This is a genomic window from Saliniramus sp. (genome assembly GCF_035311605.1).
In the GTDB taxonomy this organism is placed as follows: Bacteria; Pseudomonadota; Alphaproteobacteria; order Rhizobiales; family Beijerinckiaceae; genus Saliniramus.
Genome location: NZ_DATGCW010000172.1, coordinates 1 through 14,407 on the forward strand (window position 1 = coordinate 1; position 14,407 = coordinate 14,407).

The 14,407-nt window shown below is 63.4% G+C and carries 16 protein-coding genes and 1 pseudogene; 10 read left to right on the top strand and 7 right to left on the bottom strand.

Going from position 1 to position 14,407, the window contains the following annotated elements:
• The 6 genes and pseudogenes from VKP01_RS08025 to VKP01_RS08050 form a co-directional block, all read right to left on the bottom strand.
• Window positions 1-872: pseudogene (locus VKP01_RS08025) on the bottom strand (hypothetical protein); the annotation flags it as partial.
• Window positions 873-999: 127 nt separating this feature from the next.
• Window positions 1,000-2,766 (bottom strand): arginine--tRNA ligase, encoded by a 1,767-nt coding sequence (gene argS / locus VKP01_RS08030; RefSeq protein WP_324411632.1) that lies wholly within the window; start codon window positions 2,764-2,766, stop codon window positions 1,000-1,002.
• A gap of 280 nt (window positions 2,767-3,046) precedes the next feature.
• A complete protein-coding gene (locus VKP01_RS08035) occupies window positions 3,047-3,343 on the bottom strand; it encodes a type II toxin-antitoxin system RelE/ParE family toxin (protein ID WP_324411633.1) in 297 nt (98 codons plus the stop codon).
• A 2-nt stretch (window positions 3,344-3,345) separates the two neighbouring features.
• Complete coding sequence (locus tag VKP01_RS08040; RefSeq protein WP_324411634.1) at window positions 3,346-3,621, bottom strand: type II toxin-antitoxin system ParD family antitoxin; 276 nt, start codon at window positions 3,619-3,621, stop codon at window positions 3,346-3,348.
• 57 nt (window positions 3,622-3,678) lie between these two features.
• On the bottom strand, window positions 3,679-4,845 hold the full coding sequence (locus tag VKP01_RS08045; protein WP_324411635.1) for an acyl-CoA dehydrogenase family protein: 1,167 nt from the start codon (window positions 4,843-4,845) through the stop codon (window positions 3,679-3,681).
• A gap of 24 nt (window positions 4,846-4,869) precedes the next feature.
• Window positions 4,870-5,379: a MaoC family dehydratase gene (locus VKP01_RS08050; protein WP_324411636.1), complete on the bottom strand. Its 510-nt coding sequence runs from the start codon at window positions 5,377-5,379 to the stop codon at window positions 4,870-4,872.
• Between the two features lie 320 nt (window positions 5,380-5,699).
• Between VKP01_RS08050 and VKP01_RS08055 the strand changes: the two genes are divergently transcribed.
• Complete coding sequence (locus tag VKP01_RS08055) at window positions 5,700-6,476, top strand: SDR family oxidoreductase (RefSeq protein ID WP_324411637.1); 777 nt, start codon at window positions 5,700-5,702, stop codon at window positions 6,474-6,476.
• A gap of 36 nt (window positions 6,477-6,512) precedes the next feature.
• Here the strand turns inward: VKP01_RS08055 and VKP01_RS08060 are convergent, their stop codons facing one another.
• Window positions 6,513-6,728 (bottom strand): DUF2783 domain-containing protein, encoded by a 216-nt coding sequence (locus VKP01_RS08060; RefSeq protein ID WP_324411638.1) that lies wholly within the window; start codon window positions 6,726-6,728, stop codon window positions 6,513-6,515.
• A gap of 337 nt (window positions 6,729-7,065) precedes the next feature.
• On the opposite strand from VKP01_RS08060, the gene VKP01_RS08065 reads away from it, so the two are divergent.
• The 9 genes from VKP01_RS08065 to dctP all read left to right on the top strand — a co-directional run.
• Entirely contained in the window at window positions 7,066-7,275 is a 210-nt protein-coding gene (locus VKP01_RS08065) for a cold-shock protein (RefSeq protein WP_074444882.1), read from the top strand.
• 102 nt (window positions 7,276-7,377) lie between these two features.
• Window positions 7,378-7,656, top strand: a complete 279-nt coding sequence (gene infA, locus VKP01_RS08070) for a translation initiation factor IF-1 (RefSeq protein ID WP_074444883.1) — start codon at window positions 7,378-7,380, stop codon at window positions 7,654-7,656.
• A gap of 165 nt (window positions 7,657-7,821) precedes the next feature.
• On the top strand, window positions 7,822-9,075 hold the full coding sequence (locus VKP01_RS08075; protein ID WP_324411639.1) for a threonine ammonia-lyase: 1,254 nt from the start codon (window positions 7,822-7,824) through the stop codon (window positions 9,073-9,075).
• A gap of 16 nt (window positions 9,076-9,091) precedes the next feature.
• On the top strand, window positions 9,092-9,556 hold the full coding sequence (locus VKP01_RS08080) for an RDD family protein (RefSeq protein WP_324411640.1): 465 nt from the start codon (window positions 9,092-9,094) through the stop codon (window positions 9,554-9,556).
• Between the two features lie 137 nt (window positions 9,557-9,693).
• Window positions 9,694-10,443, top strand: a complete 750-nt coding sequence (locus tag VKP01_RS08085; RefSeq protein ID WP_324411641.1) for an arginyltransferase — start codon at window positions 9,694-9,696, stop codon at window positions 10,441-10,443.
• 120 nt (window positions 10,444-10,563) lie between these two features.
• Entirely contained in the window at window positions 10,564-11,676 is a 1,113-nt protein-coding gene (locus VKP01_RS08090) for an NADH:flavin oxidoreductase/NADH oxidase (protein WP_324411642.1), read from the top strand.
• A 114-nt stretch (window positions 11,677-11,790) separates the two neighbouring features.
• Window positions 11,791-12,687, top strand: a complete 897-nt coding sequence (locus VKP01_RS08095; RefSeq protein ID WP_324411643.1) for a LysR family transcriptional regulator — start codon at window positions 11,791-11,793, stop codon at window positions 12,685-12,687.
• 131 nt (window positions 12,688-12,818) lie between these two features.
• A complete protein-coding gene (locus VKP01_RS08100; protein WP_324411644.1) occupies window positions 12,819-13,622 on the top strand; it encodes a putative hydro-lyase in 804 nt (267 codons plus the stop codon).
• Window positions 13,623-13,655: 33 nt separating this feature from the next.
• A partial coding sequence (gene dctP / locus VKP01_RS08105; protein ID WP_324411645.1) for a TRAP transporter substrate-binding protein DctP occupies window positions 13,656-14,407 on the top strand: 752 nt, incomplete at its 3' end.

Below are 14,407 nucleotides of genomic sequence, written 5' to 3' on the forward strand. Positions count from 1 at the left end.
ACGAAATATAAAGCACTTGCCACGCCGATCACCGCGACGCCGAGAACGACGCCGATCGTCATCATCGCCTTGCCACCGCCGCGCCGCTCGTGGCGCAGTCGCGGGGCATTGTCGAGATCGTCGAGGGCATCGCCGTAATCATCGTAATCGCCATAGCCCTGATGGCCGGCATCATATGTCTGCCCGGCCGGATTCGGGGTGGCATAGACCGGTGGCGCGCTCAGATCGGGGCGACGCGGATCGGCATAGAGATCGTCTTCGCGCCATTCCGGCTGTTGCCAGTCTCGAGGGTTTTGCGGCGCGTAGGCAGAGCCAGGCGCGGGAATCGGCGCGGGCATTTGCGGCCAGTCGCCATCGCGGGCGTCATTGCGATCGTCGCTTGGGCCCCGGGGCGACGCCGGCCCGACGGCAGGCGCGGGCGGCTGTTCGCCGGCCCGGAGCTCCGGCTGCGCATTCTGGGGCAGCCAGTCGTCGAAACCCTGCGGTGCTTGATAACCCTGCGGTGCTTGATAACCCTGCGGGGCTTGTGCTTGCACAGCCGTATGTGCAGGCGGCGGTTCCGGCTGGTGATGTGTGTCGTCGCCGCCATAGCCGAAGACGGCATCGTGATCCGGATCATCGCGACGCGGCTCGGTACCGGCCGGTTCGCCGCTGAGAATGCTGCGGAACGGGTCGTCCTGCCCGACGATGCGGGCAAGCTCCGCCAGCGGATCGGGTTTGCCCGATGGCGCGCCCCCGGGATCCTGGCCGCCACTGCCACCAGAACCCGCGCCGGAGCCGTTTCCGCCGCCACGCTGTGGTGCGCTCTGTTGCAATTGCCGCTCGATCTCGTCGAGGTCGATCGCCAGACGTCTCTTCGCCGTATCGCTCATGTTCGGCCGGGCCCCTCGTCCCTCGCAGGCGGCGTGCCGCCTTCACCTTCGCCGACGGTGCCGACGGTGCGTGGCGGGGAGGGGGCCTCGTCGGGCCGATGATCCACCCGCTCTCGCGGGAGCCCCGCTAGCGCATCTCGTCGGGCGCCGCGACGCCCAGAATACGAAGACCCGAGGCGATCACGCAACGGATTGCGTATGCCAGAGCGAGTCTTTCCAGGCTCGACTCTTCATCGCTTTGGTTAACAAAGCGTAAGTGTGTGGAATCTTTGCCCTTCGCCCAGAACTGATGCAACAAACTGGCGATTTCATGGACGAAGAACGCGATCCGGTGCGGCTCGTGCGCTTTTGCGGCGGCTTCGACGATGCGCGGATATTGCGCGATCCGCCGCAGCAGTTCCAGCTCCGCCGGGTCGATCGCCGTCTGCGAGGCTGCTGCGCGGGTCGCGAGATTCTCCGGGGACAGATCCGCCTGCGGAAACGCCTCCGCTGCCTGCCGCGCGACCGAGTGGCAGCGTGCATGGGCGTATTGCACGTAAAAGACCGGGTTGTCCTTCGATTGCTCGCGCACCTTCACCAGATCGAAATCGAGTGGCGCATCGTTCTTGCGGTAGAGCATCATGAAGCGCACCGCGTCGGAGCCGACCTCGTCGACCACCTCACGCAGCGTGACGAACTCGCCGGAGCGTTTCGACATTTTCACCTGTTCGCCGTCGCGCAGCAGCCGCACCATCTGACACAGCTTGACGTCGAGGGCGCCCTCGCCGCGGGTGATCGCCTTCACCGCCGCCTGCATGCGCTTGACGTAGCCGCCGTGATCGGCGCCCCAGACATCGATCATCACTGGAAAACCGCGCTCGAACTTGGAGCGATGATAGGCGATATCGGCTGCGAAATAGGTGTAGGAGCCATCGGATTTGAGCAGCGGGCGGTCGACATCGTCACCGAATTCCGTGGCGCGGAAAAGCGTCTGCTCCCGGTCCTCCCAGTCCTCGTCCGGCGCGCCCTTGGGGCGGGGCAGGCGGCCCTCGTAGATCAGATCGCGGGCGCGCAGATCGGCAATGGTGGCGGCCACTTCGTCGGTGCCGCCCGCCATGAGCGAGCGCTCGGAGAAGAACACGTCATGGCGAATGTCGAGGGCGGCGAGATCGTCCCGGATCATCCCCATCATCGCCCCGATCGCCGCATCGCGAACGACCGGTAGCCACTCGGCTTCCGTATGATCATGCAGACCCGGCCCGTAGCTCTGCGCCAGCTGCTGGCCGACACCGACGAGATAATCGCCCGGATAGAACCCTTCCGGGATCTCGCCGATCTCCTCACCGAGCGCTTCGCGGTAGCGCAGGAAGGCGGAGCGGGCGAGCACGTCGACCTGAGCCCCGGCATCGTTGATGTAATATTCGCGCGAGACATCATGGCCGGCGAAGGCGAGGAGCGCGCACAGCGCATCGCCGAAGACCGCGCCGCGCCCGTGGCCGACATGCATCGGGCCGGTGGGATTGGCCGAGACGTATTCGACATTGACCGGGCGCGTATCCTGGCCAGTGCCGCGCCCGTACTCCTCGCCGAGCAGGATCACGGCGCGCAGCATCTCGCGATAGATCGCCGGATCGAGCCGCATATTTATGAAGCCCGGACCCGCCACCTCCGCCGCCACGATACGCGGATCGCTCGCCAGATCGGCGGCGATCTTTTCCGCCAGCGCGCGCGGATTGGTGCCCGCCGGCTTGGCCAGCACCATCGCCGCATTGGTGGCGAGATCGCCATGGGCGGGATCGCGCGGCGGCTCGACGACGGCGCGGGAAATATCCAGATCCGCCGGCAGATCGCCCGCCTGCTGCAGATTCCGCAGCGCCAGCGCCACACGCTCCTCGAAAGTCGCAAACAGATTCATCTCACGTCCGTCTCGATTTTGCCGACGCCCGCCTGACGCGGCGCCGGATCCGCGCAGCCACCCCGCGCGCCAATTGATACCGCGCGGTCTTGTCACGAGACGCCGGTTTCTTCAAGCGCCGGGGGTGGGTTGGGAGTTAAAACGGGTTTTGGACGCAGCCGGCGTTCTGAATAAAGGCCGCAGTGCAACTGCCCTCTCCTCGGCGGAAGAGGGAGATCGCGCTGCATCGCTGGCACAGGATGGCCGGATGCTGCGTTGGGCAGAAATAGCGCGCCCTGTTTCACGGCCCCAGGTCTTCGCGCGTTACCTCGCGGCGCCCGTGCAGGACGCGTATGATCTCGATTCCATCATCGATCAAGCGATAGAACGTCAGATACCGACCCGTCACGAGATGGCGGATGCCTCGTTTGATGTCGTCTCGCGCGACCCCTGATCGAGGGTGAAGAAGCAGCTGTTTCCAACGGGCGTCGAAGGCATCGAGTAGTCTGTCGGCAGTGGTGGGGTTTTCGGCGGCGACCATGAGCCAGATGCTGATCAGATCCTCTTCGGCCCGCCGGGTGCGGGTAATCGCAGGCACGATCAATCCCTTGATGCGACAAGCAGTCGCCGCCGCGCTTCATCCTTGATGGACGCCATCGATTCATGCCGGCCCGGGCCGCTTTCCAGGCCTTCCTGGATGAGAACCTGCAATTCTTCGATCGTGTATCCCAGCAAGTCCCGACGCTCCTGCCATTCTCTCACGGCTTCACGGATCGCTTCACTGGTCGAGGCATATTCACCAGCCTCTACGGCACGGCGTACGAACGAGGCCATTTCAGGCGTGAGGGCGATGGTGATCTTCTCGACGGATGCCATTCCAGATCCTTCCTCACTTCATGGTATGCTTTTGCCTTACCACTCGCAAGCCACTCCTCAAAACGACCGCGGCAAGCCCAGGACGTGTTCCGCGAGGTGGGAGAGGATGAGGTTCGTGGAGATCGGGGCGACCTGGTAGAGGCGGGTTTCGCGGAATTTGCGTTCGACATCGTATTCCTCGGCGAAACCGAAGCCGCCATGGGTCTGCACGCAGACATTGGCCGCCTCGAAAGAGGCGTCGGCGGCGAGCATCTTGGCCATGTTGGCCTCCGCGCCGCAATTCTCGCCGGCCTCGTAGAGCGCGATCGCCTGCTGCACCATCAACTCGGCGGCGCGCATCCGGGCATAGGCCGTGGCGATGGGGAACTGCACGCCCTGGTTCTCGCCGATCGGGCGCCCGAACACGCTGCGCTCCTTCGCGTAATCGGTCGCCTTCTCGATGAACCACTTGGCATCGCCGATGCATTCGGCGGCGATGAGGATGCGCTCGGCATTCATGCCCGAAAGGATATAGCGAAAGCCCTTGCCTTCCTCGCCGATGAGGTTCTCCGCCGGTACGCACAGATCGTCGAAGAAGATCTCGGTGGTGGCGTGGTTCATCATGGTGCGGATCGGGCGGATGGTCAGCCCGTTGCCGATGGCCTCGCGCATGTCGACGATGAAGACCGAGAGGCCATCGGTACGCTTCGCCACCTGATCGCGCGGCGTGGTGCGTGCGAGCAGGATCATCAGATCGGAATATTCCGCCCGGCTCGTCCAGATCTTCTGGCCGTTGACGATGTAGCTGTCGCCCTCGCGCCGGGCGAAGGTCTTGAGCGAGGTCGTATCCGTGCCCGAACTCGGCTCCGTCACGCCGAACGCCTGGAGCCGCAGCTGGCCGCTCGCCACATCGGGGAGATAGGCCTGCTTCTGCGCTTCCGACCCGTGGCGCAGAACCGTGCCCATGACATACATCTGCGCATGGCACGCAGCCCCATTGCCGCCCGCGCGCTGGATCTCTTCGAGGATTGCCGCCGCCGCCGAGAGCGGCAGGCCGGCGCCGCCGTATTCCTCGGGGATCAGCGCAGCGAGATAGCCGGCTTCGGTCAGGGCCGTGACGAATTCCGACGGATAAGCGTTTTCGCGGTCAAGCTTGCGCCAGTATTCACCGGGAAAATCGGCGCACAGACGGATCACCGCCTCGCGAACCTCAAGATGGCTTTCGATCATGCGCGCCTCGCTCATGCTGGTCTCCTGACCCTTTCCTGCTCACGCTTTTCTTTTCGGCTCGGGCCGGTGCTTGTCACCGGGGCCCTGGCCTTTCCTGTAGACGAGCAGGGTGCGCTTGAACGAAATCACGATATCGCCATGCTGATTGGTGCCGATGGTCTCGACCTTGACGATGCCGACATCGGGGCGCGATCCGCTCTCGCGCTTTTCCAGTACGGTCGATTCGGAATAGATGGTGTCGCCCTCGAAGACGGGTTTGGGCAGGCGCACCTCGTCCCAGCCCAGGTTGGCAAAGACATTCTGCGAGATATCCGCCACGCTCTGCCCGGTGACGAGGGCGATGGTGAAGCAGGAATTCACCAGCGGCTTTCCGAAGGCGGTGTGCTCGGCATAATTCACGTCGAAATGCAGATGCGCGGTGTTTTGCGTCAGCAGCGTGAACCAGGAATTGTCAGTGGCCGTGACCGTGCGCCCCAGCGCGTGCTTGTAGACATCGCCCGGCTCGAAATCCTCGTAGAACCGTCCGTTCCAGCCTTGCTTCAGGCCCATGGCGCTCTCCTTTGCGTTCACGCGATCACCGGTTCGATACATCCGGCACGCATGCGCGCCCATCGGCATTTCGACACGCCCCGCTCACTTGGGTGCACGCACTCTCCGAAACTAGCCGCCTGAGCGCTACGATGTCACCGGCAGATCGTCACGCAGGCGGATTGACGCGCTGACAGGGCGGGCTGTATTCTACGCATCAAGAAAACGAAGGAATTCGTGTCATGGACAACAACGCCTGCCATTGAGGCCTGGTGCCCGCGCGCCCTTGTGTCCGCGCATCTTTCCGGCCCGCGCATCTCCATGACAATCAGGAATTCCACATGCCCAGACTTTCGGGAAAACTCTGCGTCGTCACCGGCGCTGCGCGCGGCATCGGTGCCGCGATCGCCGAAGCCTTCGTGGCCGAAGGCGCCACCGTCATCCTGAGCGATATCAACGAGGCGGCGGGCTGCAAAACCGCCGGATCGCTCGCCATGCCGTTCCACCGGCTGGACGCCTCCCGCGAAGATGACTGGGAGGCGTTCGCGACGCGCTTCCCGGAGGTCGATGTCGTCGTCAACAATGCCGGCGTCACCGGCTTCGAAGGGGGCGCCGTGCCCCATGATCCCGAACACGCGACGCTTGCGGACTGGCGCGCCGTGATGGCGGTCAATCTGGACGGTGTCTTCCTCGGCTGCCGCTACGCCATCTCCGCGATGAAGCGGCGCGGTACCGGGTCGATCATCAACCTGTCCTCACGCTCCGGCCAGGTCGGGATACCCGGTGCGGCGGCCTATGCCGCATCGAAAGCCGGTGTTCGTAATCATTCGAAGACGGTGGCCTTGTATTGCGCCGAGCAGGGCTGGGCGATCCGCTCCAATGCGATCCATCCGGGCGCGATCCTGACCCCGATGTGGGACGCGCTCCTCGGCGAATGGCCGGGGCGCGGCGAGCGAATGGCGCAATGCGTCGCGGATACGCCACTCAGGCGTTTCGGGGAGCCGTCGGAGGTTGCAGCCGTCGCGGTGCTGTTGGCATCCGACGAGGCGGCTTACATGACGGGATCGGAGCTCACGATCGATGGCGGCTTGCTGGCCGGCAGCGCCGTTCGCCCGTGACGTGATCGCGGCGCGGTGGCGGCAATGCGACTCAGCTTATTTGGAATTGCCGTCGCTCTTGCCCATATCGGCCCTGGCCAGCGCGATCGCCTCGCTGATCACGGCCTCGTCGGCGATCTGGTTGGAGAGAATCAGGACGAGGCGCGTGTTGAGGACGGCGCTCTGCTCGTCGGTCAGGCCGCGATGTGCGTCTATCAGCAGACGATAGATGCGATCGGGATCATTCATGCGGTTGTCGGTCTCCAGCGACATCGGGCATTCCTCCGGTTTCTTCTGTTGTGGCCCGCCTCGATTGATAATGGCGCAGATCTGGCGCAGGGCCGCAATCCTGTCCAGAGCGGTGGGGCGGGAAGCCGGATGCGAAATGGCCGTCGAAAGGAGAGGTCGGCCTTTTCACGTATTGTGCCGGGGTGCGAAATAGTGCATGTTCGCGAAATCGATCTTTAGGCCGGACGACTGGGCCGCTTTGCTCGCTGAAAAACGTGAGCCTACGCGCAGACTATCTCTCCTGAATTCGACTTCATGAATCTTGCTCCGCCGCGTGCGGGCTCGATTTTCGACGACTATGCACTATCTAGGACAAAACACTATGAATACCGGCACCGTTAAGTGGTTCAACGATCAAAAGGGCTACGGCTTCATTCAGCCGGATGAGGGCGGCAAGGACGTTTTCGTCCATATTTCTGCGGTCGAGCGCTCCGGCATGCGCGGCCTCGCAGAAGGCCAGAAGATCTCCTACGAGATCCAGGACGATCGCCGCACCGGCAAGTCCTCTGCAGTCAATCTCCAGGCTGCCTGACCGTCGATCCACTTGCATGAAGACGTTGCTCGTCTTCGCAAACGGATGTAAGCCGTCGCTCAACGAGCGGCGGCTTTTGCCGCGAATGGCCAGGAGTTATGGATGTCGAAAGAAGAGTTGATCACGTTCGAGGGTGTCGTCACCGAGGTTCTCCCGGATGCCAAGTTCCGCGTCGAGCTCGAAAACGGCCACGAGGTGATCGCTTACACCGCTGGCAAGATGCGCAAGTTCCGCATCAAGACCATTGCCGGTGACCGCGTGACCGTTGAAATGTCGCCCTATGATCTCGACAAGGGGCGCCTTGTTTTCCGCCACAAGGATGATCGTGGCTTCTCGGGTCCGCGCCCGCCGGCCCGCGGCGGTGGCAACCGTCGGCGCTGAAGCGGCACAGCCGTCTGAGCCGCCCGCCGGGCCCGCCCTGATTCGCGTCGCCGATCAGCGCGCGGCGCATGCGGGTTGCGTCGGGCCACTCACACTCCGTCGCCTGTTGCGCGGCGACGTGCCTGCTGCAATTGTCCGCCTCCCGATTCGATCAGGAAGACGATCATGTCAGCCAGTGGCGAAGCGCATGCGATCTCGCTTGATGATATTCGCGCCGCAGCGCGCGTGATCGAGGGGCATGTCATCACCAGCCCCATGATCCATTCGCCGCGCCTGTCGCAGCTGACCGGCGCGCAGGTTCAACTGAAGCTGGAAAACATGCAGGCGACCGGTGCCTTCAAGGAGCGCGGCGCCGTCAACCGGCTTGCGGCGCTCAATGCGGATTCCCGCGCTGCGGGCGTGATCGCCATGTCTGCCGGCAATCATGCCCAGGCCGTGGCTTATCATGCCCGGCGCATGAAGATCCCGGCGACCATCGTCATGCCCGAAGCCACACCTCTGGTGAAGGTCGAGAATACAATCGCCCACGGGGCACGCGTCGTGCTGCACGGCGAAACCCTCGTCGAGACCGAGGCAGAGGCGAAGGCCATCGCTGCGCGCCAAGGCCTGACCATGGTGCACCCCTTCGATGATCCGCTGGTGATGGCGGGGCAGGGGACGATCGCTCTCGAAATGCTGGCGCAATGCCCGGATATCGATACACTTGTCGTACCGATCGGCGGCGGCGGCCTTATCTCGGGGATCGCCGTCGCCGCCCGCGCGCTCGCCCCCGAAATCCGGATCATCGGCGTCGAGGCGGCCCTCTATGCCTCGTTTCACAATGTGCTGACGGGGGATGACCGTCCGGTCGGCGGCGCGACGCTGGCGGAAGGCATCGCCGTCAAGCATCCCGGGCGCCTGACATTGCCAATCGTGCGCGATCTGGTCGAAGAGATCGTCGTGGTCGAGGAGGATCTGATCGAGAGCGCTGTCAATGCTTGCGCCACATACCAGCGCACGATGGCGGAAGGCGCCGGCGCCGCCGGTATCGCGGCCATGCTGGCGCGACCGGATCTGTTCGCCGGGGGCAATGTCGGTGTCGTTCTGTGTGGCGGCAATATCGATGCCCGCATCCTCGCATCGGTGATGGTGCGCGAACTGGAGCGCGAGGAGCGCGTTGTGGCTTTCAGGATCTACTCGCATGATCGTCCCGGCCTGCTCGGTCGGGTCTCGACGCGTCTGGGTGAACTCGGTGCGAATATCCTGGAAGTATCGCATGGACGTCTTTATCTCGATGTGCCTGCGAAGGGTGTCACCGTCGATCTGACGATCGAGACACGCGACGCAGCGCATACCGCGCAGATCTTCGCCGCTTTGCGTGACGAGGGGTACGAGCCGCGCCGGATTGATCCCCGCGGTTTGATGCAGGCGGGACCATGAGGCTGGAGGAGGCAAGATGACAACGACGATACCACAGACAATTCCCCTCGCTGCTGGCGGGGCGACGGGTGTCCTGGGCCGGCGCTTCGTGGCCCTGCTGATCGATCTCCTGATCATCATGGCCTTTATCGTCGTACTGGCATTCGCGATCACCATTCTGGGCTTTCTGACCTTCGGGCTCGGCTGGTTGCTGTTCGCGATCCTCGGGCCGGGCGCCGCCATCCTCTATACCGCTCTCACCATGGGAGGGCCTGCCGCGAGCACGATCGGCATGCGTCTTTGCGGGTTGCGGGTGGTCGATGCGGCGAGCGGTGAGGGGATCGATCCGCTGCGTGCGGCGGCCCATGCGCTGCTGTTCTATTTCGCGGCCTCCACGTTCCTCATCCTGCTCGTCGATGTTGTCATCGGTTTTCTGCGCGGCGATGCCAGATTGGGGCGGGATCTGATCGTCAATCTCATTGTCCTGCGCGCGCACCCGTGACGGCTGCGGTATTCTGCAGAAAATCGATACCGTCTTCAGAAATCGGCAAGGGCCTGACAAAACCCCCGTTGTCGATGGCCCATCCGGTGTTATCTTTGCTGAAGGGCGTGATATATCAAACCCGGAGCCGTAGCGGCGTGACCAGACATTCGCGCGATACACCCCAATTCTTCCTGACGGCGCCGACGCCTTGCCCCTATCTCGACGGGCTCGAGGAGCGGAAGGTGTTCACGCATCTCATCGGGCATCGCGCGGACGAACTCAACGATATCCTCACACATGGCGGTTTCCGCCGCTCACAGACGATCGCCTATCGCCCGGCCTGCGAGAATTGTCGCGCCTGCGTTTCCGTGCGTGTGCCGGTCGCCGATTTCAAGCCGTCCGCCAATATGCGCAGGCTCACCCGCATCAATGCCGATCTCGTCGGCGAGATCCGCTCAAACCACGGCACTTCGGAGCAATACGCGCTGTTTCGCCGCTATCTCGCAGCGCGCCACGCCAATGGCGGGATGATGGATATGTCGATGCTCGATTATGTGATGATGGTCGAGGACAGTCATATCAATACGATGGTCGTGGAATATCGGCGCAGCGGGCCGGATTCGCGCATCAACGGGCGCGGCGAAGGCCCGCTTCTTGGGGTATGCCTCTCGGATGTGCTCTCGGACGGTCTGTCGATGGTCTATTCGTTTTTCGATCCCGATGTGCCGCGTCGCAGCCTCGGCACGTATCTCATCCTCGAGCATATCGAGCGGGCGGCCCGGATGGGTCTGGATTACGTCTATCTGGGCTACTGGGTCCAGGGCTCGCCCAAAATGGCCTACAAGGAGCGTTTCATGCCGCAGGAACGGCTCGGCGGGCGTGGCTGGGAACGCGTCGAGCGCTGAAAGGCGCAAGCGGGATCGGACTTCCCGCCATTGACCCGGGTGCGCGGCGTGGGCTTCTCTATGACAGCCATCGGTCATTGTTTTGCCCCCGATTGCGCCCGCTGCCAGGAAAGCCCGCCCATGAGTGAAGACGCCCGTCGTGTCCAGCGCCCTGCGCGCAATCCCTATCTGTTCCGACCGATCTGTTTTCGCACGGTTGAATCACGCAACCGGATCATGATGTCGCCGATGTGCCAGTACTCCGCGCAGGACGGCATCCCCAATGACTGGCATTTCGGTCATATCGCCGCGCGTGCCGCGGGCGGTGTCGGTATTGTGTGCATCGAGGCGACGCATGTCAGCGATATCGGGCGGATCACGCCGCATTGTCTCGGCATCTGGAACGACGAACAGCGCGATGCGCTGGCGCGAATCGCGTCGCATGTGGCGAGCCTCGGTGCCGTGCCGATGATCCAGCTCGCCCATGCCGGGCGCAAGGCTTCCGTCTCACAGCCGTGGAAAGGCACGAAGCCGATCCCCGTCGGCGAGGGCGGATGGGAGACGATCGGCCCTTCGGCGTTGCCCCAGACCCCGCAAACGCCTCCACCGCGCGCAATGAGCCAGGCGGATATCGACAGGGTGGTGGAAGAATTCCGCGATGCGGCGCGCCGTTCGCGCGAGGCGGGCTTCCGGATTGTCGAGGTGCATGCGGCGCATGGTTATCTGATCCATTCCTTCCTCTCGCCGCTGAGCAATCATCGCACCGATTCCTATGGTGGCTCGCTCGAAAACCGGGCGCGGCTGCTCAATCAGGTGATTGATGCGGTGCGCAGCCAATGGCCGGCTGAACTCCCGCTCTTTGTGCGCATCTCCGCCACCGACTGGGTCGAGGGCGGGCTCGATCTCCCGGCCTCGATCGCGCTGTCGCGGATGCTGGCGCAGCGCGGGGATGTGGATCTGATCGATTGCTCGACCGGTGGCGTCGATCATCGCCAGGCGATCAGGCCCTATCCCGGTTATCAGGTCCCGTTTGCCGAGGCGATCCGTCGTGAGGTAGGGATCGCCACCGGCGCCGTCGGTCTGATTTCCGCGCCGGAACAGGCGGAGGAGATCCTTGCCGGAGGGCGCGCCGATCTGGTGATTCTGGGGCGGGTTCTGTTGTATGATCCGCATTGGGCCCTCCATGCGGCGAATCGCCTGCGTGCGGAGCACGTCGTCTGGCCGGTGCAGTACGAGCGCTCGAACATTTTCTGATCGCCCGATTGCGCAGCTCGCCACGAAGGCACTCATGACCCCGACCTCGACATGGCCGCGACCTTGGCGTAACCGGGAGTCGAATGCCGTATGCTCGGTGGAAAGTGACGTGTCATGTTTGATATCCGCGATGCCGAGATCGTGCGCGAGATCGTGCGCTGGGGAGGGTTTCGCGCCGCCGCGAGCAAACTCAATCTTACGCAATCCGCGATATCGGCACGTGTCTCCGGGCTCGAAGCACGCCTCGGCCTGACGATCTTCGACCGCCGCCGGCGTGGGGCGCAACTCACACCCCAGGGCAGGGCGTTTCTGGAGCAGAGCGAGCGCCTCGTGGCGATGCGCAACCAGATCGCTGCCGCACTCGGACCACAGGGTGGCTTTGCCGGCACGATTCGTATCGGCGTGGCCGAGACCATCGTGCATACCTGGCTCGCTGGAATGTTGACGCGACTTGCCGAGAGCCTGCCCGAAATGCGTCTCGAGCTTTCGGTCGACACATCGCCGGATCTCGCGCGCAAATTGCTCGACGCCGATATCGACATTGCCGTGATGATGACCTCGCTGGTGCCGCCGCTGGCCGTGCGTCGCCCGATCTATCGTTGTCCGCTCGCCTGGTATGCTGCACGCGATTACGCGCTTGAGGAGGGGCCGCTCGATATCGAAGCGCTGTCGCGCTACCCGATCATCACCTTTTCCCGCGGGACGCTGCCGCATGCCGAACTCGAACACAAATTGCCGATGACGCGGTTGCCGCCGCCGCTTCTGCACGCCTGCGCGTCACTTTCGACGACATTGCATCTGACCCGGGCCGGGCTCGGTATCGGCCTGCTGCCCGAGCCGATGGCGGCGCGCGATCTCTCGGAGGGGTTGCTGCGTCCGGTGCCGGTGGCCGTCGATGCCGCGATGTCCGACCTGACCTTTGATTTCGCCCATTTGCCCGAACAGCCGGGAAAGGTGATGGATGAGATCGGAACGGCTGCACAGCTGGCTGTTGCTGATATCATCAACTGATCTGAATTTAAGATCATTTTGATCAGTATTTGATCGATTGACACGAACGTTTGGCTTTGTGAAACTCGGCTTCATAATTCAGAATGCGGAAGCGTTCCTGCTCAGGCGCGAACGTATATCGGCAGGGGAACATGATGACGACGATCGCATCGCCGGAGCAATTGCGCCGGCTGATCCGCGCGAAATCTTTCGCGAATCCCACGACCGGGCAGGCCGGCGGTTATCTGCAGGGCAACCTCGCGATCTTGCCCAAGGCCTATGCCGATGATTTCCTCGGCTTTTGCGTCAACAACCCCAAACCATGCCCTCTGCTTGGTGTATCGCGCCCCGGTGAGCGCAGTATTGCTGTGCTGGGTGATGATCTCGACATTGCCACGGATGTGCCATTCTATCGGGTCTTTAGGGGAAGCGGCCTGCGTAATCGTGTCGAGGACCTGTCGGCCGATTGGCGCGATGATCTCGTCTCCTTCGTCATCGGTTGCTCGTTTTCCTTCGAGGAATCGCTGCAGCGCGCCCGCATCCCGGTGCGCCATATAGAGGCCGGGCGGAACGTGCCGATGTATGTCACCAATATCGAGACGCGTCCGAGCGGCCCCTTTCACGGCCCACTCGTCGTTTCCATGCGCGCCTTCTCGCCGGCGGATGCGATCCGCGCGATCGTGCTGTCCGATCGCCAGCCGCTGGCCCATGGCGCGCCGGTGCATATCGGTGATCCGGCGCAGATCGGCATCAAGGATTTCGACAATCCGGAATTCGGCGATCCGCCGGTCGTCGCACCGGGCGACATACCTGTTTTCTGGGCCTGCGGCGTGACGCCACAAATGGCGATCCGCAATGCCGGGCCCGATATCGCGATCACGCACGAACCGGGCTACATGCTGGTTACGGACGTGCCGGCCGAGGGAGCATCCATCGGTCTCAACGCGGCTCATTGAGGGCCGCATCCACAGGGGAAAAGGAGTTCAAATATGAACCGATCGCTTAAAACGAGCCTTCTTGCCGGCATTGCCGCCTTCGCTTTTGGCGGTGCCGCTCACGCGAACGAGCTTGACGAGGTCACCTTGTCGGTCGTCGGCTCCTGGAGCAGCCTTCCGCTCTACCAGCAGTTCGAGGCGCCGTTCTGGACCGAGACGCTGCCGGAAATGTCCGACGGACAGATCGCGGTCGACATGACCACCTTCAACCAGCTCGGCTCCAGCGGTGGGGATGTCTACCGCCTGCTCAGTGACGGTGTCTTCGATGTCGGCATGACAGTGGCCGATTACACCGTTTCTGACGCGCCCGAGCTTGAGGCACTGGACGTGCCGCTGATCGCAATGGATGCCGATACCGCAAAGGCGACCGTGGATGCGGCGCGCGAGTGGGTTGCTGATTCCATGCGCGAGCGCTTCGATTCACAGCTTCTCGCGATTGCGCCCTATCCGCCACAGATCGTCTTCTGCCGCGACGAGGTCACCTCGCTCGCCGATCTCGAAGGCAAGCAGGTGCGCGGCTCGGGCCGCATGACCACCCAGTTCCTCGAAGCTTTGGGCGCCGAGGGCGTCAATATCGGTTTCGGTGAGGTTCCCGGTGCGCTTGAGCGCGGTGTCGTCGATTGCGCTATTACCGGCGCCGGTTCCGGTTACAGTGCCGGCTGGTGGGAGAGCGCAACGCATCTTCTGGTGATCCCGCTGGGCGGCTGGGACCCCGTCGTGACCGCGATGAACCTGGAGCGTTGGGA